The following is a 25,610-nucleotide window of genomic DNA, read 5'->3' as shown; positions in this document are numbered from 1 at the left end:
AGATCCTATAGGATCTCGTCTTTTTTCTTTTGGATATATTTCAAAATTCCATCCGGATATAGTAATTTTTCTTTTTGAATGAATGCAGTGAGGGAAATCCATTTTGCATATGACAGTGTTTGTTCATCTGATATATTCAGTATTTCCATTTCATATAGTGACATGTCTAATAAGCGTAAAGAATATAGCTGAATGATTTCATGACCAATTTCTCCATCTAGATGAAAGATGTTTTCTAAGCAGCCTAAATAATTGGTGATTTCCACTTCTGTGTGAAGCTCTTCTTGAAATTCGCGAATAACAGTATGTGCTGATTTTTCACCAAGTTCAATTGATCCGCCAAGGGGTCGGTAATATGTTTCATCGCCTGTATGATATTCTTGTACGAGAAGGCGACCGTGATGTATAGCGATGCCAAAAGCTTTTGCACGTGGATACATATATAATCACTCCTTATTTATTTTGTATAAGGATGATTATAAGGCAGGGTGTGATAAAAGGTGACGTGTATTTAAGCGTTTGGCCGAATTGTGATGCCATTAAATAAGTCATTCCAAAATGCTTCATTGTACTGGCATATATCCATCACTGGGCATTTTATAACACAAATATTTTGTAATCCCCAATCTTCTTGGGCGATAGTTGGTACATCTTCAGGAATGAGTAATAGGACAGAGAATGTATGTTTAACTATTTGAGATAAAATTTGTTCCAAGGAACGTGCTTCTTCGTATGTTCCTCCTGTTCGAATAAACAATGTGGATTCTGCCGTTTCGATTGTAGTTAGAAAACGATTAATTCGATGCTCATAGTTTAACTTAATTTCTGTATAAGAAGGCCAGGATGTTGGTGTGTTTACATCTGTTTTAAAGTCGTGACAGGAGTCGATTTCATATAGGTTGTCACGGAGTCTTAATTTCGCATCATCATCCCAAAATGAGATGAAGGATAAGTTTTCGAACTGTAAAAAACGGTCAAATCGATTTTGTAATAATAAATTCACTTTTTCTAATGAAGGGCTTAGCATAAAATCGATAACACCAAAAAATGGTGATAATTCGAATTGATATAAAGCCCAAGCAGGCCAGCAGTTTTGTCCTAAGCTGAATACTGCATTATATTCTTTTTTTATATTGGATAGATTCATGTGATTCATCTCATCCTTTTTGCTAATATTTTATGTCACTAAAAAATGGTATGTGAATAAAGATAGACAAGCATATTTGCAAAGAAGAAGCAGAAATATGTTACAATAGAAAAAAATCGAACGAGGTGGTTGTTACGATGCGATCGAAGCGAGAACAAGCCATTTTAGACAATATAAAAGAGTGGGAAGGGCAATTAGTAGAGCAAGAAGCGACCGATTTTCAAAAGATGTTTGATAAGTGGTTGCATACGACAATTGCGAAACTGCCTGAGAAAAAACGAAAAGACTTTTTTACGAAAGCAGATGGATGGCTCTTTCATTTGCATGCGCTTATTCAAAGTTCACAATCACAGCTAGATGCACGTAATCGTATTTTAGGAACGTCGAGATTATTTGATGAATCGATTGAGCAACTTGAAGATTTGAAGGCGTTATCTATTGATCAATTAACATACATAGCAGAGCAGCAAACAGCACGTCATCGTCTATATTCATTCGTACAAGGCGGAGCAACAGGTGCTGGTGGTTTATTATTATTAACGGCTGATTTTCCGGTTATGATTGCGTTAAATGTGAAGGCTGTCCAACTTGTTGCGACATCATTTGGGCATGATGTGAACAAGCCGTATGAAATGATGCTTGCGTTAAAGGTATTCCATGCAGCATTATTGCCGGCGAGACTTCAGCAATATGCATGGTACAATTTACTGAGAGAACTCGAACAAGAGGATTCATTCTTCTATGAAGGAGACGAAGCAGTATTAAAGCCAGCTTCTACTGAGGTTGTGTTAAAACAAATTTTGAAGACGTTTTCGATTTATGCTCTTCGTCGTAAAGTATTCCAAGGCATTCCTGTACTCGGAATGGCGATTGGCTCTACAGTGAACTATCGCCTAACGAGGAATGTTACTGAATTTGCAAATAAGTTTTATCAAGTACGCTACATATTAGAAAAAGAAAAGAGAGCATGAAAAAAAGCGAGAGGCCGAAGCCTTTCGCTTTTTAGTTTGTCGCATGTTTTTTGGATATTGGAATAGAAACGGGTTGCTTTGCTGCTTTCTTTTCTGTTTTTGGATAGTAAATTAAATCCAATGTTTTTGCCTGTACGGCAATCGAAAGAATAGTAAAAGCAATTTCTGTCCAATTTAAATAATATAATGAAAGCGCAAGAACAATCGCGTCAAAGACGAAGAAAATTTGCCCAATTGTAAACCGAGTTCGTTTACTTAATATAATTGTTAAAATATCGTCTCCACCGGTTGCACCGCCAAATCGCAATATAAAACCGAGTCCAATACCAGCTAACGCACCGCCAACTACTGCAGCTACAAATAAATTATTTGATAAATCTACCGTAAAAGGAGAATAATTTTCCATAAGGGAATAAAATACTCCAAATGAAAGTGAACCTAAGAATGAATAGCCAACCATTTTTCTACCTAAAAATGAAGCACATAGTAAAATAATAGGGATATCCATTACTACAGTTGAAATAGATGGTGAAATATCATAAAAATTTTGGATAAATAGTGCAATACCTACAAAGCCACCTTCTGTTAAGTGGTTTTGGAAGTGAATGTGATATAGCGCTGCTGCTAATATAAATGAACCGATTAAAACCATAAAAACTTCTTTAATAATTTGTCGACTTTGGATGTTCCTCATCGTTATTCCTTCTTTCCGTAGTTAGTAGTCCTTTTGGTGTTGTAAACTAACTACGAGCTCACATGTAGCTTTCAGTTAGTTTACGAAAAAAACTAACTACGCTATATGTCGCTGAAGAAATAACGAATAATCCTCTCGTCCATCAATTCTCCCTACCTTCGTTTTAGTTTAAGTCTTAAAGCGACTAAACAAAACGGGGAGTAGGATTCTTCATTTAGCAATCCTGCTCTTCTTTGTTTTGTTTAGCTAGTAACAATTAAGTCCTAAACAAAACGCTATGTGTAAGAAGAGTCTTTTTTTTGCCAAATTATCCTTCGGGCAATCATAATTTCCCCACTCTCGTATTTTTTTTCGCTAGACTAAAGTATCTGAGCTAAAAAATACGCTACGTGTATGATTCGTCAATACGATGCCACATGCTCCTTCGAGCGATCATGATATCAAAATCCCTTCCTTCAAGATTTATATTATTATATCATACTTTCAAAAAATACATGCGGATGGAAACCGACAATAACCGGAGGGAATCTACAAAAAATGTTATGTTTAAATATTTTTGTAGAAAAGCCTAAGTTATTTCGTAGAACTGGACAACTTTTAGAAGTTTGTCCAATAAGTAAGAAAAGAAGGGTTTTTATTCAATTGTATTGTTCTCATCACTTTTATCTTTAAAAAATGCATCCCAGCTAATGATACTTAAAAAAGTTAAAGCGATAATAATGAAAGCTCGCATAAGTTTGAGACCTCCTTTTGTACATAGTATATGAATAATTTGTTTCGGAATGTGTCATTTTTTTACAAGCTCTAACTATTATGAGAGTATATTAATATAGATAGATGAGGGGGAGAATGGAGATATGCTAAAAGACATGTTTAAAAGAAAAGAATTAAAATGTGTTTCATGTCAGAAAAAGATTCAATATGAAGAAGAGCTAGTTGCTTTTGTAAAGTTGCCGAAAGAAAGAAGTATATTAGTAGGCCCGTTTGATGTATGTTTAGCAAAAACGGCGCAAGAAATATATTGCAAAGCTTGTTACGACAAAAAAGCATGACCCAAATTAATTGAGGGGCATGCTTTTTTCATTGGTGTGCTTTTCCCTCAGATACGTTTTGGGTTAGACGATACCAAAGCCAAAGATCGTTAATAATTGAAGCAAGATCGGCAATTTCTGAATTTAGCTTGCAAGAAATTCCAAAGTCTTCTTCGTTATTTAAGTGGTGTTGTTTAGCGTTAATATGGTGCTCAAGTTCCTTTATGCGATCAGGTATTTTTCCGCGAACTTGCTCCCATTTTAATAAAATAGAATGCTGCGCTTGTTCAGAGATGTCTTCCCATTTTTCTTGTATGTTCGGTACTTCAATTCCTAGATGTTCATTGTATATAAAATACTTTTTCATGGACACCCCTCCATTTTCCTTCCTCTATTTTACATAAAAAAAGAAAGAAGTTCGACGAAATTGTTTGAAAAAATTTTATAAATTCCCCTTGATTCATTTTATGAAAGGTGATAAAGTTTGGATTATTATAATAAAATATGAATATTTATTCTTTAGGGGGATGCAAAATGGAGAAGAAAAAAGTTGTATTAGCATATTCCGGAGGTCTTGATACTTCCGTTGCAATTAAATGGTTACAAGAGAAAAATTATGATATTATCGCGCTTTGCTTAGATCTAGGGGAAGGTAAAGACTTAGCGTTTGTAAAAGAAAAAGCACTTTCAGTAGGTGCAATTAAATCATATATGATTGATGTTCAAGAAGAATATGCGAATGAATATGCATTGATAGCGATGCAAGCTCACACGTTATACGAAGGGAAATATCCTCTTGTCTCTGCATTATCTCGTCCGCTTATTGCAAAAAAATTAGTAGAAATTGCAGAGCAGGAAGGCGCAAGTGCAGTTGCACATGGATGTACAGGAAAAGGGAATGACCAAGTTCGTTTTGAAGTTTCTATTCAAGCGTTGAATCCATATTTAGAAGTTATTGCGCCCGTACGTGAATGGAAATGGTCACGTGAAGAAGAAATTGCATATGCAAAAGAAAATGATATACCGATTCCAATTAATTTAGATAGCCCGTTTTCAATCGATCAAAACTTATGGGGACGCAGCAACGAATGTGGAATTTTAGAAGATCCATGGGCAGCGCCGCCAGAAGACGCATACGAGATGACGTTGGCATTAGAAGATACACCGAATAAACCAGAGTTTGTAGAAATCGAATTTGAAGCAGGGGTACCGACGACTTTAAACGGCACTGCATACCCACTCTCAGAACTAATTAAAACGTTAAATGCACTTGCTGGAAAACATGGCGTGGGACGTATCGACCATGTAGAAAATCGCCTTGTCGGTATTAAATCTCGTGAAGTATATGAATGCCCAGCAGCAATGACATTAATAACAGCGCATAAAGAACTTGAAGATTTAACACTTGTGAAAGAGGTCGCTCATTTCAAACCGATGATTGAGCAAAAACTAACAGAATTAATTTATAACGGTTTATGGTTTTCACCTTTAAAACAAGCGCTCAATGCTTTCTTACAAGAAACGCAAAAAAATGTAACAGGTACAGTACGTGTGAAATTATTTAAAGGTCATGCGATTGTAGAAGGGCGTAAATCTGAGTACTCTTTATACGATGAAAAATTAGCAACGTATACTGCCCAGGATGAATTTAATCATGATGCAGCAGTTGGATTCATTTCATTATTCGGTTTACCTACGAAAGTATACAGTCAAGTGAATCAAAAGAAGGTGGAAGCGTGAGCAAACTTTGGGGCGGACGTTTTACAGAAGAAGCGGAAGCGTGGGTTGAAGAGTTTGGAGCATCCATCTCCTTTGATCAACAATTAGTAAATCAAGATATAAAAGGGAGTATCGCACATGTAACGATGTTAGCAAAGCAAGGCATTGTTACGAAAGAAGAAGCAGAGAAAATAAAGATAGGGCTTCAATATTTACTAGAGGAAGCGAAACAAAATAAATTGAATTTCTCAGTCGAGGCTGAGGACATTCATTTAAACATTGAAAAGATGTTAATTGAAAGAATCGGTGAAGTAGGAGGGAAACTTCATACAGGCCGAAGCCGTAACGATCAAGTAGCGACAGATATGCATTTGTATTTAAAAGAAAAAGTAGAAGATATTATAAAAGCTACAAAACAATTGCAAACTGTTCTTGTTCATCAAGCGGAAAATAACATTGAAACAATTATGCCCGGCTATACGCACTTGCAACGTGCACAGCCGATTTCATTTGCGCATCATATTCTTGCTTACTTTTGGATGTTAGAGCGCGATGTGAATCGTTATGAAGATTCGTTAAAGCGTATTAACATTTCACCATTAGGAGCAGGAGCACTAGCTGGTACAACATTCCCGATTGACCGAGAATATAGTGCGGAGCTTCTCGGATTTAATGGAATCTATGAAAATAGTTTAGATGCGGTAAGCGATCGTGATTTCATATTAGAGTTTTTAAGTAACTCATCTATGCTTATGATGCACTTATCACGCTTTTGCGAAGAACTTATTTTATGGAGTAGCCAAGAATTTCAATTTATTGAAATGAGCGATCAATACGCAACAGGAAGCAGTATTATGCCGCAGAAGAAAAATCCGGATATGGCGGAACTTATTCGTGGTAAAACGGGCAGAGTATACGGTAATTTATTCAGTTTACTTACAGTAATGAAAGGATTGCCGCTCGCTTACAATAAAGACTTACAAGAAGATAAAGAAGGAATGTTTGATACAGTGAAAACAGTAGAAGGATGCCTTCATATTATGGCAGGCATGCTTGAAACGATGACTGTAAACAAAGAAAAAATGGGGCAAGCTGTGACGCAAGACTTCTCTAACGCAACAGAAATTGCCGACTATTTAGCAAGCAAGGGACTGCCGTTCCGTCAAGCTCATGAAATTGTCGGGAAACTAGTTCTTCATTGTACGCAAAAAGGAATCTATTTATTAGATGTACCACTTGAAACGTATAAAGAAATGAGTCCGTTATTTGAAGAAGATTTATATGAAGTCCTTTCACCTTATGCAGCTGTAAAGCGCCGTAACAGTGCTGGCGGGACAGGATTTGAGCAGATTGAAAAGGCTTTGGAGAAGGCGAAGGGGTTAGCAATAGAGTTTGTTGGAAGTTAAATGATATATGATATAGAAGGTAAGGTGCTTTTTTAGAAAGTACCTTACCTTTTTGTATTTAGATTTTTAGGTATGTATCTATCATTTCATAATTATGTTTCATAATCATAAAATGATGCTTCTCATGAATCGCTAATAGTTGGATAGATTGAATAAGGTTAGGATAGTGAGCAATTGGATCTAAAAATACGATATGTCCTGCAATATCTTCTTCTATATTTTGAACTAGTTTTTTTATTTCATCTGTTTCACGTGAAAGTAATTCTTCTAATTCGTTTACATTCATAGAGTAATAGACTTTTTTTGAAGGGATTAAAATCCAAGGAGCTTTCATTCCTTTACCGTGTTTTTCTTTATATTCGGCATAAATGTCATGCATGTCAGTTGCAAATGGGGCGTTTTTTCTTAGTTTGGCATAAGGGATAAGAGTGAAAGAGAATTTAATCGCTACTTTTAGCATCCTTGCAATTAAATATAAGTGATAAAAGTGTTCACCAATAGACCATTTTCCGTCCTCTTTTCTATGCCATAGTTGTTCTTGTGAAAGTGAATGAAGCTCAGGAAGGAACTGGTTTCTTTGCACATGTAATGTGTGAAAATGTTTTGAGATATTTTCAGATTTCATATTCTGGTATCCTCTGCGTTTTTTCCTAATTATAACATTTTTCGTATAGATGTAATTAAGCCTAGAACAATATGTTCTAGGCTTAAAGCTTCATTGATTAATCATACTTGTGGCGATCTTCTGTAATTCGAATGTATTCAATATCCATTAAATCTCTAAGTAATGCACCGTGACTTAGTTCAACACCATGTTTTTCTTTAAAATGCTCGCGAATCATATCTAACATTTCGATTTCTTTCCCATTCACATCTAAAATAATGCGTTCATAATCATCCATGTAGCATCCTCCTTTTCTAAACACATATATTTTGTCCGTCTATTTCTAAAAAATGTATGTTAACCTAATGTTAGGAAATGAGAAAGGAATGGAAGATGAGACGTATTTATTTTGTAGGGTTAATTTTGTACACGCTAATTGTATTACACGTTGCATTCCCAGAAGTATTTTCATTTGAGAATGTAACAACAATGCATATAGCAATCTTTATCTTTACTTTATTTGTAGTAGATTGCTGTATTTCTGTATGGCTTTCTAGAAAAAAGAAAGTACAAGAAGTAAAAGATAAAAAAAATAGAACGGAAAAAGAGAAAACGTTCATTTTGGATGATGACGTATTGTTTTTCTTTAGTGATTGCTGCTGCATTTTTTAGTGAGCATATTCCACTAGAAAGATTGGATATTGAATTTTGGGCAATAATATTTACATGTTATTTTTTCATGCACTTTCTTCCTTATATGAAAGAAAAGGGAGAGAACAAGAGAGTAAGAGAATAGAAGAAGACATAAAGAAACTTGGAGAACACAAGTGGTATTTAAAATCTAAAATCATATATGTTCTTTGTTTTATTACGCCGCCAATTGGTTATTTGTATGTTTTTTTACTTCGCAAAAAAATGACAGAAGATGCAAAACAAACGTACTTAACGGTTGCGACGTTAATGATGGTGTTATGGTCTTTGAAGTTCCTTCCGCCTTATGTGTTTGCAGTTGTCATTGTTGTTCTAGCTTGTCTCGTATTTGTAGTGAAATATGTGAAATGAAAAACACCAAGCCCATGTGGACTTGGTGTTTTTTTATTATAAATTAAAGATCACCTTGCTCCTCGTCACCACGAACAACAAGGACATCGCATTTCGCATAGCGAATAATATGTTCAGAGACGCTACCAATTAGGAAACGTTCTACAGCATTTAAACCAGTTGCACCACACATAATTAAATCCACTTTATGGTTTGGAGCGATTTCTTTTGAAATTTTAGATTTAGGATTACCAAATTCTAATACAGTTTCCACTTTTTCAAGACCAGCTTCAAGCGCAGTTTTTTTGTAGTCTTCTAATAAGTCTTCTGCAAATAGATTTGCACGTTCAGCAATTGCGCGGCTATAAGCCTCTACTGCTGAGTATGCTTTTACATCAACGATATGAGCAATTGTTAATGTTGCGTTGTTTCGTTTTGCAACTTGAATTGCTTTTTTAAAGGCTTTTTCTGCTTCTTTAGAACCGTCCACCGCAATTAAAATATTTGTATATGTATTATTCATAGTAAATTCCTCCCAATCATTTTTATTACCGTTTACAATTTTATTATAAAACAAATTTTGGTAATGTGCTTGTTGGAAACGTTACAGAATTTTGAAAACTTTGCCTTAATTCATTTTAGTTGTAATTGAAGCGAGAACTTGTTACATATGGAGTATAGCAATTTAAAAGGAGGCATGTTTGTGAGACACGCGCTCATTACAGCCGGTACGAAAGGTTTAGGAAAGCAAGTAACAGAAAAGTTATTGGCTAAAGGATATTCAGTAACAGTAACATATCATAGCGATACAAGTGCTATGGAAACAATGAAAGAAACATATAAAAATATGGAAGAACGTCTACAGTTCGTGCAAGCTGATGTCACGAAAAAGGAAGATTTACATAAAATAGTAGAAGAAGCGATGAGCCGTTTTGGCAAAATTGACTTCTTAATTAATAATGCTGGTCCTTACGTATTTGAAAGGAAAAAATTAGTCGATTACGAAGAAGACGAATGGAATGAAATGATCCAGGGTAATTTAACAGCGGTGTTTCATTTATTAAAACTTGTCGTACCGATTATGAGAAACCAGCAATTTGGCCGTATTATTAACTATGGATTTCAAGGGGCAGATAGCGCGCCTGGATGGATTTATCGTTCAGCCTTTGCAGCTGCGAAAGTCGGACTTGTTTCTTTAACGAAAACAGTCGCATACGAAGAAGCTGAATACGGTATTACTGCGAATATGGTATGTCCTGGTGATATAATTGGTGAAATGAAAGAGGCAACGATTGAAGAAGCACGAAATCTGAAAGGTAGTAACACACCAATTGGTAGATCTGGAACAGGGGAAGATATCGCAAGAACCATTTCGTTTTTATGTGAGGACGATTCTGATATGATTACTGGCACGATTATTGAAGTAACAGGCGCTGTTGATGTTATTCATAGACATCGATAGAATTAAATAAAGTGACGTTTCGAATAATTGGACAGTTTATCCTTTATACTGAGAGGTACGGATAATACTGTCCTTTCATGCAAGATTAAATCTATCGGAAAACTTGTATTATTTTTTTGTCAAATATTGAGATATTATGTTAGAATATAAGAGTATAGAAAGCGCTTTAAAAAATGATTCAGGGGTCATTTCATAACTCAAGGGGGAACTAATAATGCGTATCGGTATTCCAACAGAAATTAAAAACAATGAAAACCGCGTGGCAATGACGCCAGCGGGAGCTGTACATTTAGTACAAAATGGTCATGAAGTTTTTGTTCAAAAAGGATCAGGTGTAGGATCAGGCTTTACAGATGAAGAATACGTACAAGCTGGTGCGAAACTTGTTGAAACTGCTGAAGAAGCATGGAATCAAGATATGGTTATGAAGGTAAAAGAGCCAGTTGAAAGTGAATACGGTTATTTCCGCGAAGGTTTAATTTTATTCACATACTTACACTTAGCTCCAGAGCCAGAATTAACGAAAGCATTAATTGATAACAAAGTGGTATCAATTGCATACGAAACAGTACAATTAGACAATCGTTCTTTACCATTACTTGCACCTATGAGTGAAGTAGCTGGTCGTATGTCTGCGCAAATCGGTGCACAGTTCCTTGAGAAAAACAAAGGTGGTAAAGGTATTTTACTTGCAGGTGTTCCAGGGGTGAAACGCGGTAAAGTAACAATTATCGGCGGTGGTCAAGCTGGTACAAACGCAGCGAAAATTGCAGTAGGTTTAGGTGCAGATGTAACAATCATCGACTTAAGTGCAGAACGTCTTCGTCAATTAGATGACATTTTCGGAAACCAAGTAAAAACGTTAATGTCTAACCCGTATAACATTGCAGAAGCTGTAAGAGAATCTGATCTTGTAATCGGTGCAGTATTAATCCCAGGTGCAAAAGCGCCAAAACTTGTAACAGAAGAAATGATTCAATCAATGGAACCAGGTTCTGTCGTTGTAGATATCGCGATTGACCAAGGTGGTATTTTCGAAACAACTGACCGTATTACAACTCACGACAACCCAACTTATGAGAAACATGGTGTTGTTCATTATGCAGTTGCAAATATGCCAGGTGCGGTTCCACGTACATCAACTCTTGCATTAACAAACGTAACAGTACCATATGCAGTACAAATTGCTAACAAAGGCTACAAAGAAGCTTGCCTAGGCAACACTGCATTATTAAAAGGTATTAACACATTAGATGGATACGTAACATTCGAAGCAGTTGCAGAAGCGCACAGCTTACAATATGCAGATGCAAAAGAGCTTCTTGAAAAAGCTCCTGCTTTATCATAATAGAAATAAAATAAAGACCTTTCCTTTGTAGGAAGGGTCTTTTTGTTTAAACTAATTATCTAATTTCTTCACAATTTTCAAGCCGAACATCATTGTGAAGAAAAGAATTCCAAACAAGTAATACAGGGCATACTCTACTCGTATCGTCGAATTTTTGTCAGTAATATATAAAATAAATAGTATCGCAGAGCCGATTAAATGAGAGAGACCGAAAATTTGCGCCATAAGCTTTAAGCCCATTTTTTCAATTCTTTCATCTGTCTCAGGTAATGGGTATTGCTCGGACTCTTTCTTTTTTTTCTTAAAGAATATTCGTTTCACTACTAATAGTACCAAGGCTAAGAGTATGTATACGCTAGCGAATAGAAGGACAGAACGAATCTTTTCTTCATCACTACTATTGAAATAAAGAAAGGCCGATCCTAACACTAAAATAGTAAGATGCGAAGCAAACCCTTGGATAAAATTATTTTTCATTTCTTTCCTCCCCAGTCTTATCTAATTGAAATAAATCCTCCACTTTACAGCCGAAAAACTCACATAATTTCAATGCTAATTCTAAACTCGGGTTGTATTTATTCTTCTCGATAGCGATGAGGGATTGTCTAGTGATTTGAACAGAGGAAGCTAATTGCTCTTGGGTGATGTCTCTAACGACGCGGAATTGTTTTACTTTATTTTTAATCAAATATACAAAGTCTCCTTTTTGTAAATTTGTTACATTTATAATATCCATTTTTAGGTAAAAAGTAAATAAAACTTTACAAAAAGTAAATAAAACTTTACGAGAAATATTGCTTGTTATGATGTTGTTTTTTGTGATAATTTGGAATTAAATGAAAAATGAAAGTCGATAGAGGAGATTCAATGGGGAGCAAAAAGAGTAAGAAAAAGCAAGCTAAAAGACAAAAGTATATAAAGAAAAAACAGGAACAGAACATACCTCTTTCAAAAAAAGTAGTCATTATGATAGAAAAAACATTTCGGTATATTTGTATGGCTCTGTATGTGATTTTGTGTATGTATTCATTTGGACTGTTTTACAGTTTTGAGATAACTCCTAATATTATTGAGAGTAGTCTAGTTTTTATCCTTGTTGTAATAGAATTGGTTTTATTCGTTATATTCTTTCATAAAGTATGGCCTAGTTATGAAAGTAAGAGAGATAGGAAAAGAAAAAAGAGAAAAAAATCTTCATCCGATTCAAGCTCATCAAGTGGATTTGGTGATTATAGTAGCAACGATTGTAGCAGCTCAAGTGATGGTGGAGGAGATTGCGGAGGTGGTGGAGACTAAGTTAGTTTTTCAGAAGAACGACTAATGAAAGGGTGGGACGAAAGATGGAAACTGTAAATTTATTAGAATTAACAAAGGACATTCAAGAACAACATAAAAACTTCGTTGTTTCAAATGTAAATAATCATTGCTTACGAATAGCCGTATTTACTGGTGAATATGATTGGCACTATCATTCTAATTCGGATGAATTATTTATTGTGCTAGAGGGAGAACTACTTATCGATTTTGAAGATGGAGAGACGGCGGTTTTAAAGCCAAATGATTCTATCTTAATTCCAGCATGCACGATCCATAGAACGAGAGCATTCAAGAGAACGGTAAATCTTTGTTTTGAAAATATAGAGGCGGATACGATTAAAGTGGAGCAATTATGAAAAAATTATCTGTAGCCCAGTATAGAAAAATCCTTCCGATTTTAGAAGGTCATACAAGGACAACAACCTTTGCTCATGCGGTATGTGATCAAATGATAGATGGTGAAGTTTTTGCAAACGAGAAGTTAACAGCAGGACTAATTCGTACAGCTAATGGTATCTATTATTTATTTGGTGATACGGATGATCAAAATTATAACGAATATTTATTTGCATATTTAAAAATGGCTATTGAAAAAACAGAGAAGAGATTTACATTGTTCACTTCGAGTGACGAGTGGGAAATGATGTTAGAAGAGCGTTTTAGTAATGCATTTCGGAACATCCCACGAATGACATTTCAATTTCAAAGAGAAGTTTTTGAAGATAGAAAAATAGAATTAAACAAAAATACATATGAAATTAAACGTATTGATAAAAGTGATATAGAACGAAGTAATGAATTTACAGAGGATTATTATAAAGAATATTGGGGATCAAAAGAAGTGTTTTTAAATAACGGCTTTGGTTTTTGTATAGAACAAGATGGGATGATTGTAGCCGAATGCGTCTCAATATTTAGAGGGAATGGTTTTGCTGAAATTGATATTGCAACACATGAAGCACATCAAGGGAAAGGGTTAGCTCAAGCTGTCGCAACACGTTTCATTGAACAGTGTATACAAAATCATATTACACCATGCTGGGATTGTAATGTAGATAATATTCCCTCGCAAAAATTAGCTAGTAAATTAAGCTTCCATAATCCAGTAGAATATGTTTTGTTTGTCCGCAAGAAAATGGGGGAATAAAAGATGAACGTAGAATTAACAAGATTCAAAGTCAAGCCAGGTAAAAGTCATCGCGTAGATGAATGGATGCAGCTTCTTAATGATAATATGAAAGAAGTGCTTTTGACATTAAACGACGAAAAGATGTATGTAGAGACAATTTTCCGGGAAATAAGAGATGGAGAAGAGTACTTATATTGGTATTCTGTGCAAGGAGAAGGCGGGGCTCTTGTCGAAAATTCTCATCATGCAATTGATAAAAAGCACTTAGCGTTTTGGTATGAATGTATTGATGAAGAAGCACTGGCTGTCGATCTGAAGACGGAAGTCGTTATGATTCAAGATGTTGTGAAAGAAGCGATGAAATAATAGAGTAGTATTTTGTAAAGATAAACCATCCTCTTTTTTGGTGAAATATATATTATTGGAGATGCTGTAAGATGCGAATTAGTCATAAATATATCACTCTCGATGAAATAGAGATAATCAGAGACTCATTAGATAAATTGCATGAATATCATAACAGTAAATCAAAATATTTTTCTGGTGATTATCCAAGAATGACATTTGAGGAACGTATTGAAGATTATAAAAAAAATTCAAAGTACGGAGAATATAGAATTGAACTATTGATTGAGTTAGAAACAGATAATATATTAGGCTTTTGTATAGCGTATAGTAAAAGCGTAAGTGGGAAGATTGAAGTTTTATTTGTTGATGAAAAATATCGAAGAAACGGATTCGGTTTGAAATTAATGAATAGTGCAGTGGAATGGTTTAAAGAAAAGCAAGTAGATGACATTGAATTAATAGTAGTGTACGGAAATGAAGCTGTATCGTTTTATCAAAAGCTGGGATTTTATCCACGTTCAATTATTATGACAACTAAATCATAAAGATATTATGAGAATATATCTTTTAAATGAGTGGAAGTTTTTATTTCGAAAAAATTGATTTGTATGTTAAAAAATTAAAATATATGTGCTTTTTATTATGAAAATGTTTTTGGATTTGAAGGAAGTTATTCAAAAGTGAAAGAAGATATGAAAAACGATATAACAATAAACTCAAAAGAGTTTCTATACCAAATGAAGTATTTAGCAAAAAATAGTGAGGGTATACCAAGTGATTATTTTGAACAATATTATAAAGAAATAAAAAACATCAAACCAAAAGACCTACCAATATACGGTGTAGTTGTAACAGGGAAAACAGAGGATTTACAAGGTTTACAAGGAGCCCCATATATTAAAGCGGCTGTTAGAGGTGTAACAGTGGAGAAATATTAATTACAGTTAATTAATGTGAATAATCAGAAAATTTATGTTATAATATGGGAAAAGGAGGCTTATATGAGGCAAATACATGGAGCAATTTATATTTACATAACAATGTTTTTCGTGGCGATATCCTATGGATTAGGGCACGTGTATTCGCATCCTATACTAACTTTTTTAAGCGGAGCATGTATGGCGTTTGCGCTTCTTGTCCACCTTTTCTCAGTTTGGATCGTAAAATTTCAAATAAATATTAGTGAGATAGAAGAAGGCACTTTTTAAAGGGCCTTCTTTAATAAAAAGGTAGCGATCACGCTACCTTTTTTATTATTTCACAAATTGTAATTCTTTCGGGAATTTCGTTAAGATTTCTGATCCGTCTTTTGTGATGTAAATATCATCTTCAATACGAACGCCGCCTACGTTTGGTACGTAAATACCTGGCTCGATTGTGAAGACCATACCTTCTTTTAATAGAGACTCATTGCCTTCTTTTACATCTGGATATTCGTGTACGCTAATTCCAAGTCCGTGACCAAGTCGGTGTGGGAAGAAGTCTCCATAACCTGCATCTGCGATAACAGAGCGAGCGGCGTTGTCAATTGCACCAAATGTAACGCCTGGTTTACATGCTTCAACTGCTTGTAGTTGTCCAGCAAGTACAGTGTTGTAAATGCGAGTTTGTTCTTCAGAAAGTTCACCAAATGCTACTGTACGCGTAATGTCAGAGCAATAACCTTCAATGATCACACCTAAATCAAATAGTACGAAATCACCGCGTTTCATTTTGTTTGCACCTGGAATACCGTGTGGAAGAGCAGAGTTCGCACCTGCTAATACCATCGTGTCAAATGACATTTTATGTATGCCTTTTGTTTTTAATTCGTGTTCAATGATTGCTAATACTTCTAGCTCACTACGATTTTCTTTAATTGCATTTACACCAACTTCAACAGCATAATCTGCCATTTTAGCCGCTTCACGCAAAATAGAAAGTTCTTTTTCGTCTTTAATTAAGCGAAGTTCGCGAATTTTCTCTTCAGCTGATTTGAAAGCTGCATTTGGGAATAACTTTGTTAATTCTTCGTAACGTTCTACGTTTAAATGTTCTTTTTCAATTGCAACTGCATTTGCATCAATACCACGATCTTTAATTGCTTTTGCAATCATATCCCATGGTCTGTCCGTATCAGTAAATCCGATAATCTCATGTGCCCAGCCAGCGTTACGTGCTTGGCCTTCTTCCATTTTAGGACAAATTAAAATAGGCTCTTTTTCTTGGAATACAAACATACCAAGTAGTCTTTCATGTGGTTCACAGTGGAAGTTTGTCATGTAGAAGACGTTCGGTGTAGAAGTTAAGAACGCAGCTTCTACGTTTTTTTCTTTTAGCCATTGCATTAAATTTTCTAATCTAGCATTCATCGATTGGCACCCCCGAGATATTTAATTACAAATATAACTTTACATCGGACGAAAGCGTTATGACAAGTAAATCGATGTTAGAAAAGACAGGGAATTGAGAAATCATGTAGAATAAAAAGTGTGAATGTGAATAGGGGAGGAATGTAATGATGAAAGTATCGTATCACGGGCATTCAGTTGTAAAGATTGAAACGAATGGAAAAGTTATTTTAATTGACCCATTTTTAACGGGAAATCCGAAAACAGATTTAAAGGCTGAAGATGTAAAAGTTGATGCGATTATTTTATCGCACGGACATGGTGATCATGTTGGGGATACAGTAGAGCTTGCGAAGAAAAATAATGCAGTTGTAGTAGCACCATTTGAACTGGCGACATTTTTAAGTTGGCAAGGTGTAAATACACATCCAATGCATATTGGAGGTTCTCATGAATTTGACTTCGGAAAAGTGAAGTTTACACAAGCATTCCACGGTTCTAGTTATATTGACGAAGAAAATAAGACGATTACATATACAGGTATGCCAGCGGGTATTTTGTTTACAGCAGAGGAGAAAACGGTATATCATGCAGGAGATACTGCTTTATTCTCTGATATGAAGTTAATTGGAGAACTGAATAATATTGATTTAGCATTTTTACCAATTGGCGATAATTTCACAATGGGGCCAGAAGATGCTGTGTTAGCAGCAAAATGGATAGAGGCGAAAACAGTTGTACCGATGCATTACAATACGTTCCCAGTTATTGAACAAGATCCATATCAATTTGTAGGAAAGCTACAAAATTGTACAGGGAAAGTATTAGAAGCTGGAGAAAGTATTACACTATAAAAAAGAAACCCTTCATTTGAAATGACAAGTGAAGGGTTTTTTATGTGTGTAGTACAGTTTTTAAAGCCTGTATTTGTTTAGCTGATTCTTCTCGTTTTGTACGTGGCTGTTCAGGTGTTTCATTCAATTCCATCGCAACTTTTTCCCCATCTACGAAAGCTAAAAACACAGCACCTATAACCTCTAAAAACTTTTTCATAATGTATTCGCTCCTTTGTTTCATTTCTTGTCTTAATTGTATATTGAAGCGTGTGGACAAAACATCGAACGAGATGACAATACCATTACATTGTTGTAATAGAATGACTGGTGTAATGTAAGGAGCATTTTGTTATAAAAAAAATAGTACAGACATACAAAGAGAGAGTGTAACAGTTTTGGAAATATAGTATACTGAAAATACAACACATGAAGAATTTAGGGAAAAGAAAGTATGGTGAAACCATTTGGCTACCAAACATAATCAAATTTTAGAACATATTAATAGCCTGCCAGTAGGGCATAAAATTTCTGTGCGGCAAATTGCGAAAGATTTAAGTGTAAGTGAAGGGACCGCTTACCGTGCAATTAAAGACGCAGAAAATAAAGGATATGTTAGTACAATTGAACGTGTCGGAACAATTCGAATTGAACAAAAGAAGAAAGAGAATATCGAAAAACTGACATATGCAGAAGTCGTTAACATTGTCGATGGTCAAGTACTTGGAGGCAGAGAAGGACTACATAAAACATTAAATAAATTCGTAATTGGGGCTATGAAATTAGAAGCGATGATGCGCTATACAGAAGCAGGGAATTTACTTATCATCGGTAACCGTACGAACGCACATCAATTAGCATTAGAAACAGGGGCTGCTGTATTAATTACAGGTGGATTTGATACAGAAGAGCATGTGAAAAAGTTAGCAGATGAATTGAAATTGCCAATTATTTCAAGTAGTTATGATACATTTACGGTCGCAACGTTAATTAACCGTGCAATTTATGATCAACTTATTAAGAAAGAAATTGTACTAGTTGAAGATATTTTAACACCAATTGAAGAAACACTATATTTAAAGCCTAGTGACATAGTGCAGAAATGGCATGAGTACAATGAAGAGACGATGCATGGACGTTATCCAATTGTGGATGAAAATAAAAAGGTGTTAGGTATCGTAACTTCGAAAGATATGATTGGTGTTGCGAAAGAAACACCGATTGATAAAGTTATGACGAAACACCCTATTACGGTAAACGGAAAAATGTCTGTCGCAGCTGCAGCACGTATGATGGTGTGGGAAGGTATTGAATTACTTCCTGTTGTGGAGGATGGAAATAAATTGCAAGGTATCATTAGTCGTCAAGATGTACTTCAGGCCTTGCAGATGATTCAGCGTCAACCACAAGTTGGTGAAACGATTGATGACATTGTAACGAATCAATTTATGACGCCGAAAGAAGCAAAAAATGAGCATTTATATCAATTTTCAGTGACACCACAAATGACGAATTCAATCGGGACGTTATCTTACGGTGTATTCACAACAATTGTGACAGAAGCAACAAACCGCGTCATTCGTGCGCAGAAGAAGAGCGATTCAATTGTTGAGAACTTAACAATTTATTTCGTAAAACCGGTTCAAATTGATAATGTTGTATCGGTTCATCCGAAAGTATTAGAAATTGGCCGTAAATTTGGTAAGGTTGATGTAGAAGTACATCATGAAGGTAATGTTGTCGGGAAAGCATTACTTATGGTGCAGTTAATCGATAAATAAAAAGGTGGAACAAATCGCTTTGGTTTGTTCCATCTTTTTTGTTTTATTGGGTTTTGAAGCTGTTGCTAAAGATGTGGAGGAGTTTTAGCTGGAAATATATATATAAGGAGAGATGATTGTATAATTAGAAAAAACAGAATATTAATCCATTTAGAGTGTATACTATGATATAATTAGATTGTAAGATAATGGATGACGGAAGGGGGATGCAATATGTCATCAGAATTACTCTTTTTTGGTGGTATCGCACTCTTTTATTTCCTTGTGATGATACCAATTCAATACTTATACTTACAAGGATTAAATGAAAAAAAGAAACGAACAGGATTATCTCAGCAAGAACTATACAAACAGATGTCTTTTGGAGAAGAACAATTACATTTTCACGTGCAAGGTAATCCCTTTAATATACCATCTGCGTTTGTTGCATATATGATTTTGAAAGTGAAGGGACGTAAAAAAGCATCACAATGTTGATGCTTTTTTTACGTTGTTTTATAAGATTCGGCTTCTTTGACTGCTAATGGTAGAAAATGTTTATATTGGCGGAATCCATTAAATGTACTCGCGCTGCCAAGTAACATAAACAAAACACCAACGATAATGCGTGCAGTTGAAAGTTCTAAAAAGAATTGGTTTATCCCAAAGAATAGGACGAATAAGCCGAGTGCCATTGCGGATTTTCCAGAGAGCCAACCTTTCTCCATTGGACGGTTTGTACGAAAGAATTTTGTTTTATAGAAGAGGTACAACACAAATGAGATGATAATACAAAAGACGAATACTGGCATAATACACGCTCCCATCGATTGGTATAAAAATAACAATTTAGAAAAAAGAAAAATCTAAACTTTCTAACTTTTATTATAAAGCAATTGTTCGCATGTATGAAATGTTTTCCGTTATAATGGGGGATAAAGTGAAACTTTAATTAGTGTGGGGAGATCCCACGTGCTAATTATTAGCCCTCACCAATCGGGCTTTTACGTGCATCCAGGCTCCAAATTAATTTTGCCCCATTGTTTTTAATACTTTTGAGGTGGGAGTCTTACTACACGTTAATGCGGGATAAAATGAAGAAGTTGAATAAAAAGGAGATTATACATATGCATGAGCAAATTTTAGGAGCAATTAAAGAGTTTGATACAATTATTATTCATCGTCATGTACGTCCGGATCCGGATGCGTTAGGTTCTCAGTGCGGACTTGGTACAATTCTGCAAGAATCGTTTCCAGAGAAAAATATTTATATGGTTGGGTACAACGAGCCTTCTTTATCGTTTTTACGAGTAATGGATGATATTGAAGATAGTGTATATGAAGATGCACTTGTTATCGTTTGTGATACAGCGAACCAAGAGCGTGTTTGTGATCAGCGTTATGCAAAAGGAAAGATGTTAATTAAAATTGATCATCATCCGAATGAAGACCCGTACGGAGATATTACATGGGTGGATACGACAGCAAGTTCTACAAGTGAAATGATTTATGAATTTTACAGTTATGGAAAAGATAAAGGATTAACGATTTCAAAGGAAGCAGCTCGCCTTATTTTAGCGGGTATTGTTGGAGATACAGGGCGTTTCTTATTCCCGAATACAACAGCGAAAACACTTCGTTACGTAAGTGAGCTCGTTGACATGGATGTAAAATTCACAGATTTATACAATGAAATGTATAAGACGAAAGAAAAAATTGCTCGTTTGAACGGTTATATTTTACAAAACTTTACGATGGTAGAAGAAGGTGCAGCGTACATTAAATTAACGAAAGAGGTACTAGAAGAGTTTGATGTACTTTCTACTGAAGCATCTGGTGTTGTCGGAGCACTTGGTAATATTGATGGATTAAAGGCATGGGTTCTATTTTTAGAGGAAGATGATGTTATTCGTGTTCGTCTTCGTTCAAAAGGACCAGTTATTAATAAATTAGCAATGCAATATAATGGCGGAGGACATCCGATGGCTTCTGGTGCAAAAGCATCTTCTTGGGAAGAAGCAGATCGCCTGTTTGCTGATTTACGTGAGCTGTGTAGATAAAAATTGTATGTTGAACGAAAGAGAAGGAGAGGCACAGAAGCCCTCCTTTTTTTTATTTTTCTTTCTCTATATCAATACTAATTTCAAGTACGGTATCAAAAGAGACTGTGTCTACTTTAAAGCGGTATATACGATCGTAATGTTTGTACGTTTTATTTTCGATGACTTTTTTGAGCAGGTCTTTATTTTTTGCGATGCTTTGAATGTTTTTCGTTAAAAGATGCTGGAGATCATTATGGATAGAAGTGGTCATGTTTTCAAGTGTAAGATTGTCTAAATCATATTTTTTTCGATTTATAATTTTTATTTTGATTTCTTGAATTGTTAAGAGCCGTTTATTTTCTGTGTTCAATTTCTCTTGGTCTTCGAGAAGGACGTGGAGTTTTGCTTCTTGTTTTTCGATAATTTCTTTTTGTTCTGCTATTTTACTAGTTTGTTCTTCTTGAAAAACACCGTATATGTACAAAAAAACAAACCAGCTCAATACTCCTCCAACAGCAGCGCCAGCTAAAACTAAATACCACCTTTTGGCTGTATTGGCACTGGGTACTCTCATACATGTTCCTGTGTAAGCCATTTAATAATAATAAGACCAGTTTGCATACCGCCAGTTGCAAAAAAAATAAGGAGAATTTGTTTTACGATATCTTTCATATCTCCGCCAAAGAAGCTTCTTTCAAAGCTATAAAAGGTATCGAACGTTCCGCCAATTGCTGCAACGAGTGCCCAAATTCTTAAATTTTGGGCGAATTGATTAATATAAGTTAGAGTTGGTTTTCCGATGAGAAATGCACCAAATCCGCCTATTAATGAACCACCAAGTATAACTCCAAAGGCAATAAAATAACTAATAATAAGCAGAGAGAAAAAAGTATGTTCTCTTACATCCATCGTCATTCCCCTTTCTTCTTCATATATATGGACAAAGTATGAGAAGTATGTTTTGATTTCCGCTTTCCTCATCACCTATAATAAAAGTAGTCACATAGGTAAAGAGAGGGTACAACAGTGAAGTTTGTGCATTTACAATGTCAAACCGTTTTTAGTTTATTAAAAAGTGCTTGTAAAATTGATGAGCTTGTCATTCGGGCGAAAGAGCTTGGATTTTCATCGCTGGCCATTACAGATGAAAATGTTATGTATGGAGTTATTCCGTTTTATAAAGCATGCAAGAAAAATGGTATACAGCCTATTATCGGCTTAACAGCTTCTATTTTTAGTGAAGAAGAAGAAAGGTCTTATCCACTTGTCTTACTTGCTGAGAATGAAATAGGCTATCAAAATTTATTAAAGATCTCTAGCAGCATTATGACGAAGTCAAAAGAAGGTATCCCGAAGAAGTGGCTTGCTCATTATGCGAAAGGGTTAATTGCAATTTCACCAGGGAAAGACGGAGAGATTGAACAGCTATTATTAGAAGACAAAGAGAGTCAGGCTGAAGAAGTAGCTCATACGTATCAAAATATGTTCAGCAATTTTTATATAAGTTTGCAGCATCATGCAATTCAAGATGAACTGCTTTTACAAGAAAAACTGCCTGAATTTATTAATAAGGTAAACGTTCCAGTCGTTGCAACAAATGATGTTCGCTATATTAATCAAAGTGACGCACTTGTTCATGAATGTTTATTATCTGTTGAAGGCGGAACGAAAATGACTGATCCAGATAGACCGAGAATGAAAACGGATCAGTATTATTTAAAGTCATCGGATGAAATGGGAGCACTATTTTCTCATGCTGAGGAAGCGGTTCAAAATACAATAACAATCGCGGAACGTTGCCAAGTAGAAATTCCTTTCCATGTAAATCAATTACCGAAATTTCCTGTTCCATCTAACGAGACGAATGATACGTATTTGCGCCGTGTTTGTGAAGAAGGCTTGCAGAAACGCTATGGTACGCCGAAAGAAGCGCATATAGGACGTTTGGATCATGAATTAAATGTTATTTCTCGTATGGGATTTAGCGATTATTTCCTCATCGTATGGGACTTTATGAAATATGCACATGAAAATCATATTTTAACTGGGCCAGGCCGTGGATCGGCAGCTGGTTCACTCGTTTCTTACGTATTGGAAATTACAGATATTGATCCGATTGAATATGAATTATTATTTGAAAGGTTTTTAAACCCTGAACGTGTGACACTTCCAGATATTGATATTGATTTTCCAGATATAAGACGTGATGAGATGATTCGATATGTGAAAGATAAATATGGTCAGCTTCGTGTTGCTCAAATTGTAACGTTCGGAACTCTTGCAGCGAAAGCCGCAATTAGAGACATTGCTCGTGTAATGGGGCTCCTGCCAAGAGATATTGACATATTTTCAAAACTTATCCCATCAAAGCTTGGTATAACGTTAAGAGATGCATATGAGGAATCGCAATCGCTCCGTGAGTTTATACAAGGGAATCTGTTACATGAGCGTGTGTTTGAAATTGCAAAACGTGTAGAGGGATTACCGCGTCATACGTCTATTCATGCAGCTGGCGTTATTATGAGCCAAGAACCGTTAACGGGAAGTGTAGCGATTCAAGAAGGGCATAACGATGTTTATGTTACGCAATATCCAGCTGATGCATTAGAAGAACTTGGATTGCTCAAGATGGACTTTTTAGGCTTACGTAATTTAACGTTACTTGAAAATATTATAAAATTTATTGTTGAAAAAACTGGGAAACAAATTGATATAAGAAATTTACCTCTGCAAGATGAAAAGACGTTTCAATTGTTAGGAAGAGGGGATACAACAGGTGTATTCCAGCTTGAATCAGGTGGTATGCGAAATGTACTTCGTGGGTTAAAACCGAATGAATTTGAAGACATAGTCGCTGTTAACTCGTTATACAGACCAGGACCGATGGAACAAATTCCAACCTTTATTGAATCGAAGCATGGGAAAAGACAAATTGAATATTTACATCCGGATTTAAAGCCGATTTTAGAAAGAACATACGGCGTAATTGTATACCAAGAACAAATTATGCAAATCGCATCGAAGTTAGCTGGATTTTCGCTTGGAGAAGCGGATTTGCTGCGTCGTGCAGTGAGTAAAAAGAATCGTGATATTTTAGATCAAGAACGTAAGCATTTTGTTCAAGGTTGTTTGGAAAATGGATACGATGAGACATCTTCAGAACAAATTTATGATTTAATTGTAAGATTTGCGAATTACGGTTTTAACCGAAGTCACGCTGTAGCTTACAGTATGATCGGATATCAGCTTGCATATTTAAAAGCAAATTATACGCTGGAATTTATGACTGCGTTATTATCAAGTGCAATTGGAAATGAAGATAAGATTGTGCAGTATGTACGAGAAACGAAGCGGAAAGGTTTTCACGTTTTACCGCCGTCTCTTCAGAGAAGTGGTTACAACTTCCAAATAGAAGGAAATGCGATTCGATATAGTTTACTTTCGATTCGGAATATCGGGATGGCTACCGTGACGGCATTACTCGAAGAACGAGAGGAAAAAATGTTCGAAGATTTATTTGAGTTTTGTCTTCGTATGCCATCAAAATTTGTAACAGAGCGAAATTTAGAAGCGTTTGTCTGGTCTGGTTGTTTTGACGGTTTTGGTGTTTCGAGGACGACGTTATGGAGAAGTCTTAAAGGAGCGTTGGAGTATGCAAATCTTGCACGTGATTTTGATTTAGGGGATGCTGTTCCGAAATCAAAATACGTACAAGGAGAAGAGCTATCCTTTATTGAACAGTTAAATAAAGAGAAGGAAGCACTCGGTTTTTATTTATCTAGCTATCCGACAGCGCAGTATGCGGAACTAGGAAAAGAATTAGAAATTCCATCTCTTGCTCAGGCGATGCGACATAAGAAAAAAGTACAAAGAGCGATCGTATATATAACAAGTGTGAAAGTTATTCGTACGAAAAAGTTGCAAAAGATGGCGTTTATTACATTCTGTGATCAAAATGATGAAATGGAAGCCGTTATTTTTCCAGAAACGTATATACATTTTTCGGACAGGTTACAAGAAGGTGCAATCGTTTTAGTTGATGGTACGATCGAGCAAAGAAATCATAAGTTGCAATGGATCGTGAATGGACTATATCCGCTAGAAGAAATGGATGTTTATGAAGGAATGAAAGAAGCATCTGTTTACGTGAAATTGCCGTCTCAATATGAAAAAAAGCTTGTAAATCAAGTTACAAAAATATTGTTTGATTATTCAGGTTTTACGAAAGTACTAATTTATTATGAAAAGGAACATAAAATGGTACAATTATCTCGAAGTTTATCGATTCATCCAAGTGAAGAATGTCTAGGAGCACTTCGAGAAATTGTCGGTGACGAAAATGTCGTTGTGAAAATATAATGGACAATTTCCCTACACTTCGATTATTATAGTAGTAGTGTTCGTGGTCAGACCACTTGGAGAAATTGA

31 protein-coding genes and 2 pseudogenes are annotated in these 25,610 nt (G+C 35.4%); 19 read left to right on the top strand and 14 right to left on the bottom strand.

Going from position 1 to position 25,610, the window contains the following annotated elements:
* Nucleotides 1-5: 5 nt before the first annotated feature.
* Together LCF45_RS22825 and LCF45_RS22820 are read right to left on the bottom strand one after the other, a co-directional pair.
* Nucleotides 6-440 (bottom strand): NUDIX hydrolase, encoded by a 435-nt coding sequence (locus tag LCF45_RS22825; RefSeq protein WP_050001021.1) that lies wholly within the window; start codon nt 438-440, stop codon nt 6-8.
* A gap of 71 nt (nt 441-511) precedes the next feature.
* Nucleotides 512-1,147, bottom strand: coding sequence for a papain-like cysteine peptidase (locus tag LCF45_RS22820; RefSeq protein ID WP_263894299.1), 636 nt, complete (start codon nt 1,145-1,147; stop codon nt 512-514).
* Between the two features lie 137 nt (nt 1,148-1,284).
* Between LCF45_RS22820 and LCF45_RS22815 the strand changes: the two genes are divergently transcribed.
* A complete protein-coding gene (locus LCF45_RS22815) occupies nt 1,285-2,118 on the top strand; it encodes an EcsC family protein (protein ID WP_002129397.1) in 834 nt (277 codons plus the stop codon).
* A gap of 31 nt (nt 2,119-2,149) precedes the next feature.
* Here the strand turns inward: LCF45_RS22815 and LCF45_RS22810 are convergent, their stop codons facing one another.
* A complete protein-coding gene (locus LCF45_RS22810; protein WP_002015542.1) occupies nt 2,150-2,812 on the bottom strand; it encodes a YitT family protein in 663 nt (220 codons plus the stop codon).
* Nucleotides 2,813-3,669: 857 nt separating this feature from the next.
* Between LCF45_RS22810 and LCF45_RS22805 the strand changes: the two genes are divergently transcribed.
* Nucleotides 3,670-3,864 (top strand): hypothetical protein, encoded by a 195-nt coding sequence (locus tag LCF45_RS22805; RefSeq protein ID WP_002034321.1) that lies wholly within the window; start codon nt 3,670-3,672, stop codon nt 3,862-3,864.
* 28 nt (nt 3,865-3,892) lie between these two features.
* Here the strand turns inward: LCF45_RS22805 and LCF45_RS22800 are convergent, their stop codons facing one another.
* Complete coding sequence (locus LCF45_RS22800; protein ID WP_002129395.1) at nt 3,893-4,210, bottom strand: hypothetical protein; 318 nt, start codon at nt 4,208-4,210, stop codon at nt 3,893-3,895.
* Between the two features lie 167 nt (nt 4,211-4,377).
* Here LCF45_RS22800 and LCF45_RS22795 point away from each other — a divergent pair, with 167 nt between their 5' ends.
* Both LCF45_RS22795 and argH read left to right on the top strand, forming a co-directional pair.
* Nucleotides 4,378-5,583, top strand: coding sequence for an argininosuccinate synthase (locus LCF45_RS22795; protein WP_263894298.1), 1,206 nt, complete (start codon nt 4,378-4,380; stop codon nt 5,581-5,583).
* Nucleotides 5,580-6,968, top strand: a complete 1,389-nt coding sequence (gene argH / locus LCF45_RS22790) for an argininosuccinate lyase (protein ID WP_002143374.1) — start codon at nt 5,580-5,582, stop codon at nt 6,966-6,968. The genes LCF45_RS22795 and argH overlap by 4 nt, the downstream gene beginning before the upstream one ends.
* Nucleotides 6,969-7,026: 58 nt before the next feature.
* On the opposite strand, the gene LCF45_RS22785 is transcribed toward argH, so the two are convergent.
* Both LCF45_RS22785 and LCF45_RS22780 read right to left on the bottom strand, forming a co-directional pair.
* Entirely contained in the window at nt 7,027-7,593 is a 567-nt protein-coding gene (locus LCF45_RS22785; protein WP_263894297.1) for a DinB family protein, read from the bottom strand.
* Nucleotides 7,594-7,690: 97 nt separating this feature from the next.
* The gene (locus LCF45_RS22780) at nt 7,691-7,870 is read right to left on the bottom strand and encodes a hypothetical protein (RefSeq protein ID WP_002129390.1); all 180 of its coding nucleotides are present in this window, start codon (nt 7,868-7,870) and stop codon (nt 7,691-7,693) included.
* A 95-nt stretch (nt 7,871-7,965) separates the two neighbouring features.
* On the opposite strand from LCF45_RS22780, the pseudogene LCF45_RS22775 reads away from it, so the two are divergent.
* A pseudogene (locus LCF45_RS22775) lies at nt 7,966-8,634 on the top strand (hypothetical protein).
* A 43-nt stretch (nt 8,635-8,677) separates the two neighbouring features.
* On the opposite strand, the gene LCF45_RS22770 reads toward LCF45_RS22775, so the two are convergent.
* Nucleotides 8,678-9,136, bottom strand: coding sequence for a universal stress protein (locus LCF45_RS22770; RefSeq protein WP_001066676.1), 459 nt, complete (start codon nt 9,134-9,136; stop codon nt 8,678-8,680).
* Nucleotides 9,137-9,283: 147 nt separating this feature from the next.
* On the opposite strand from LCF45_RS22770, the gene LCF45_RS22765 reads away from it, so the two are divergent.
* Together LCF45_RS22765 and ald are read left to right on the top strand one after the other, a co-directional pair.
* Nucleotides 9,284-10,075 (top strand): SDR family oxidoreductase, encoded by a 792-nt coding sequence (locus tag LCF45_RS22765; protein ID WP_002034312.1) that lies wholly within the window; start codon nt 9,284-9,286, stop codon nt 10,073-10,075.
* A 214-nt stretch (nt 10,076-10,289) separates the two neighbouring features.
* A complete protein-coding gene (ald, locus tag LCF45_RS22760; protein WP_002015529.1) occupies nt 10,290-11,423 on the top strand; it encodes an alanine dehydrogenase in 1,134 nt (377 codons plus the stop codon).
* Nucleotides 11,424-11,474: 51 nt separating this feature from the next.
* Here ald and LCF45_RS22755 read toward each other — a convergent pair whose 3' ends face one another.
* Together LCF45_RS22755 and LCF45_RS22750 are read right to left on the bottom strand one after the other, a co-directional pair.
* Nucleotides 11,475-11,900 (bottom strand): hypothetical protein, encoded by a 426-nt coding sequence (locus tag LCF45_RS22755; RefSeq protein WP_002129385.1) that lies wholly within the window; start codon nt 11,898-11,900, stop codon nt 11,475-11,477.
* Nucleotides 11,890-12,159 (bottom strand): helix-turn-helix transcriptional regulator, encoded by a 270-nt coding sequence (locus LCF45_RS22750; protein WP_263894296.1) that lies wholly within the window; start codon nt 12,157-12,159, stop codon nt 11,890-11,892. The genes LCF45_RS22755 and LCF45_RS22750 overlap by 11 nt, the downstream gene beginning before the upstream one ends.
* Before the next feature lie 131 nt (nt 12,160-12,290).
* Here LCF45_RS22750 and LCF45_RS22745 point away from each other — a divergent pair, with 131 nt between their 5' ends.
* The 7 genes and pseudogenes from LCF45_RS22745 to LCF45_RS22715 all read left to right on the top strand — a co-directional run bounded on the left by LCF45_RS22745 (nt 12,291) and on the right by LCF45_RS22715 (nt 15,425).
* Nucleotides 12,291-12,719: a hypothetical protein gene (locus tag LCF45_RS22745; protein ID WP_002129381.1), complete on the top strand. Its 429-nt coding sequence runs from the start codon at nt 12,291-12,293 to the stop codon at nt 12,717-12,719.
* A gap of 44 nt (nt 12,720-12,763) precedes the next feature.
* A complete protein-coding gene (locus tag LCF45_RS22740; RefSeq protein ID WP_002129379.1) occupies nt 12,764-13,096 on the top strand; it encodes a cupin domain-containing protein in 333 nt (110 codons plus the stop codon).
* Entirely contained in the window at nt 13,093-13,887 is a 795-nt protein-coding gene (locus LCF45_RS22735) for a GNAT family N-acetyltransferase (protein ID WP_002129377.1), read from the top strand. Before LCF45_RS22740 ends, LCF45_RS22735 begins: the two co-directional genes overlap by 4 nt.
* A gap of 3 nt (nt 13,888-13,890) precedes the next feature.
* Nucleotides 13,891-14,235, top strand: a complete 345-nt coding sequence (locus LCF45_RS22730) for a DUF6176 family protein (protein WP_002190864.1) — start codon at nt 13,891-13,893, stop codon at nt 14,233-14,235.
* Nucleotides 14,236-14,306: 71 nt separating this feature from the next.
* A complete protein-coding gene (locus tag LCF45_RS22725) occupies nt 14,307-14,762 on the top strand; it encodes a GNAT family N-acetyltransferase (protein ID WP_002190862.1) in 456 nt (151 codons plus the stop codon).
* A 102-nt stretch (nt 14,763-14,864) separates the two neighbouring features.
* Nucleotides 14,865-15,155, top strand: a pseudogene (locus LCF45_RS22720) (anti sigma factor C-terminal domain-containing protein); the annotation flags it as partial.
* A 63-nt stretch (nt 15,156-15,218) separates the two neighbouring features.
* Nucleotides 15,219-15,425, top strand: coding sequence for a hypothetical protein (locus LCF45_RS22715; RefSeq protein ID WP_002088956.1), 207 nt, complete (start codon nt 15,219-15,221; stop codon nt 15,423-15,425).
* Nucleotides 15,426-15,470: 45 nt separating this feature from the next.
* Here LCF45_RS22715 and pepQ read toward each other — a convergent pair whose 3' ends face one another.
* Nucleotides 15,471-16,568 (bottom strand): Xaa-Pro dipeptidase, encoded by a 1,098-nt coding sequence (gene pepQ, locus LCF45_RS22710; RefSeq protein WP_263894295.1) that lies wholly within the window; start codon nt 16,566-16,568, stop codon nt 15,471-15,473.
* Between the two features lie 149 nt (nt 16,569-16,717).
* Between pepQ and LCF45_RS22705 the strand changes: the two genes are divergently transcribed.
* A complete protein-coding gene (locus tag LCF45_RS22705; protein ID WP_263894898.1) occupies nt 16,718-17,401 on the top strand; it encodes a metal-dependent hydrolase in 684 nt (227 codons plus the stop codon).
* Between the two features lie 40 nt (nt 17,402-17,441).
* Here LCF45_RS22705 and LCF45_RS22700 read toward each other — a convergent pair whose 3' ends face one another.
* Nucleotides 17,442-17,600, bottom strand: coding sequence for a hypothetical protein (locus tag LCF45_RS22700; protein ID WP_263894910.1), 159 nt, complete (start codon nt 17,598-17,600; stop codon nt 17,442-17,444).
* A 247-nt stretch (nt 17,601-17,847) separates the two neighbouring features.
* On the opposite strand from LCF45_RS22700, the gene LCF45_RS22695 reads away from it, so the two are divergent.
* On the top strand, nt 17,848-19,161 hold the full coding sequence (locus LCF45_RS22695; protein WP_002034295.1) for a DRTGG domain-containing protein: 1,314 nt from the start codon (nt 17,848-17,850) through the stop codon (nt 19,159-19,161).
* 213 nt (nt 19,162-19,374) lie between these two features.
* On the top strand, nt 19,375-19,638 hold the full coding sequence (locus LCF45_RS22690; RefSeq protein WP_002034294.1) for a DUF3949 domain-containing protein: 264 nt from the start codon (nt 19,375-19,377) through the stop codon (nt 19,636-19,638).
* 8 nt (nt 19,639-19,646) lie between these two features.
* Here LCF45_RS22690 and LCF45_RS22685 read toward each other — a convergent pair whose 3' ends face one another.
* Entirely contained in the window at nt 19,647-19,952 is a 306-nt protein-coding gene (locus LCF45_RS22685) for a YtpI family protein (protein ID WP_002129367.1), read from the bottom strand.
* Nucleotides 19,953-20,267: 315 nt separating this feature from the next.
* Between LCF45_RS22685 and LCF45_RS22680 the strand changes: the two genes are divergently transcribed.
* On the top strand, nt 20,268-21,200 hold the full coding sequence (locus tag LCF45_RS22680) for a DHH family phosphoesterase (protein WP_002167586.1): 933 nt from the start codon (nt 20,268-20,270) through the stop codon (nt 21,198-21,200).
* 52 nt (nt 21,201-21,252) lie between these two features.
* On the opposite strand, the gene ytrI is transcribed toward LCF45_RS22680, so the two are convergent.
* Nucleotides 21,253-21,756 carry a sporulation membrane protein YtrI gene (ytrI, locus tag LCF45_RS22675; RefSeq protein WP_002088948.1) on the bottom strand — a complete coding sequence of 168 codons (504 nt, stop codon included), beginning with the start codon at nt 21,754-21,756 and terminating at the stop codon, nt 21,253-21,255.
* Nucleotides 21,753-22,166 (bottom strand): YtrH family sporulation protein, encoded by a 414-nt coding sequence (locus LCF45_RS22670; RefSeq protein WP_002015507.1) that lies wholly within the window; start codon nt 22,164-22,166, stop codon nt 21,753-21,755. Before LCF45_RS22670 ends, ytrI begins: the two co-directional genes overlap by 4 nt.
* A 42-nt stretch (nt 22,167-22,208) precedes the next feature.
* Here LCF45_RS22670 and dnaE point away from each other — a divergent pair, with 42 nt between their 5' ends.
* A complete protein-coding gene (dnaE, locus tag LCF45_RS22665) occupies nt 22,209-25,541 on the top strand; it encodes a DNA polymerase III subunit alpha (RefSeq protein ID WP_002129365.1) in 3,333 nt (1,110 codons plus the stop codon).
* Nucleotides 25,542-25,610 lie beyond the last annotated feature (69 nt).

Origin of the sequence: Bacillus sp. 41-22 (assembly GCF_025809295.1) — a bacterium.
Lineage (GTDB): Bacteria > Bacillota > Bacilli > Bacillales > Bacillaceae_G > Bacillus_A > Bacillus_A mycoides.
Note: the sequence above shows the minus strand (reverse complement) of the source record. Positions and strands in the feature narration are given on the sequence as shown.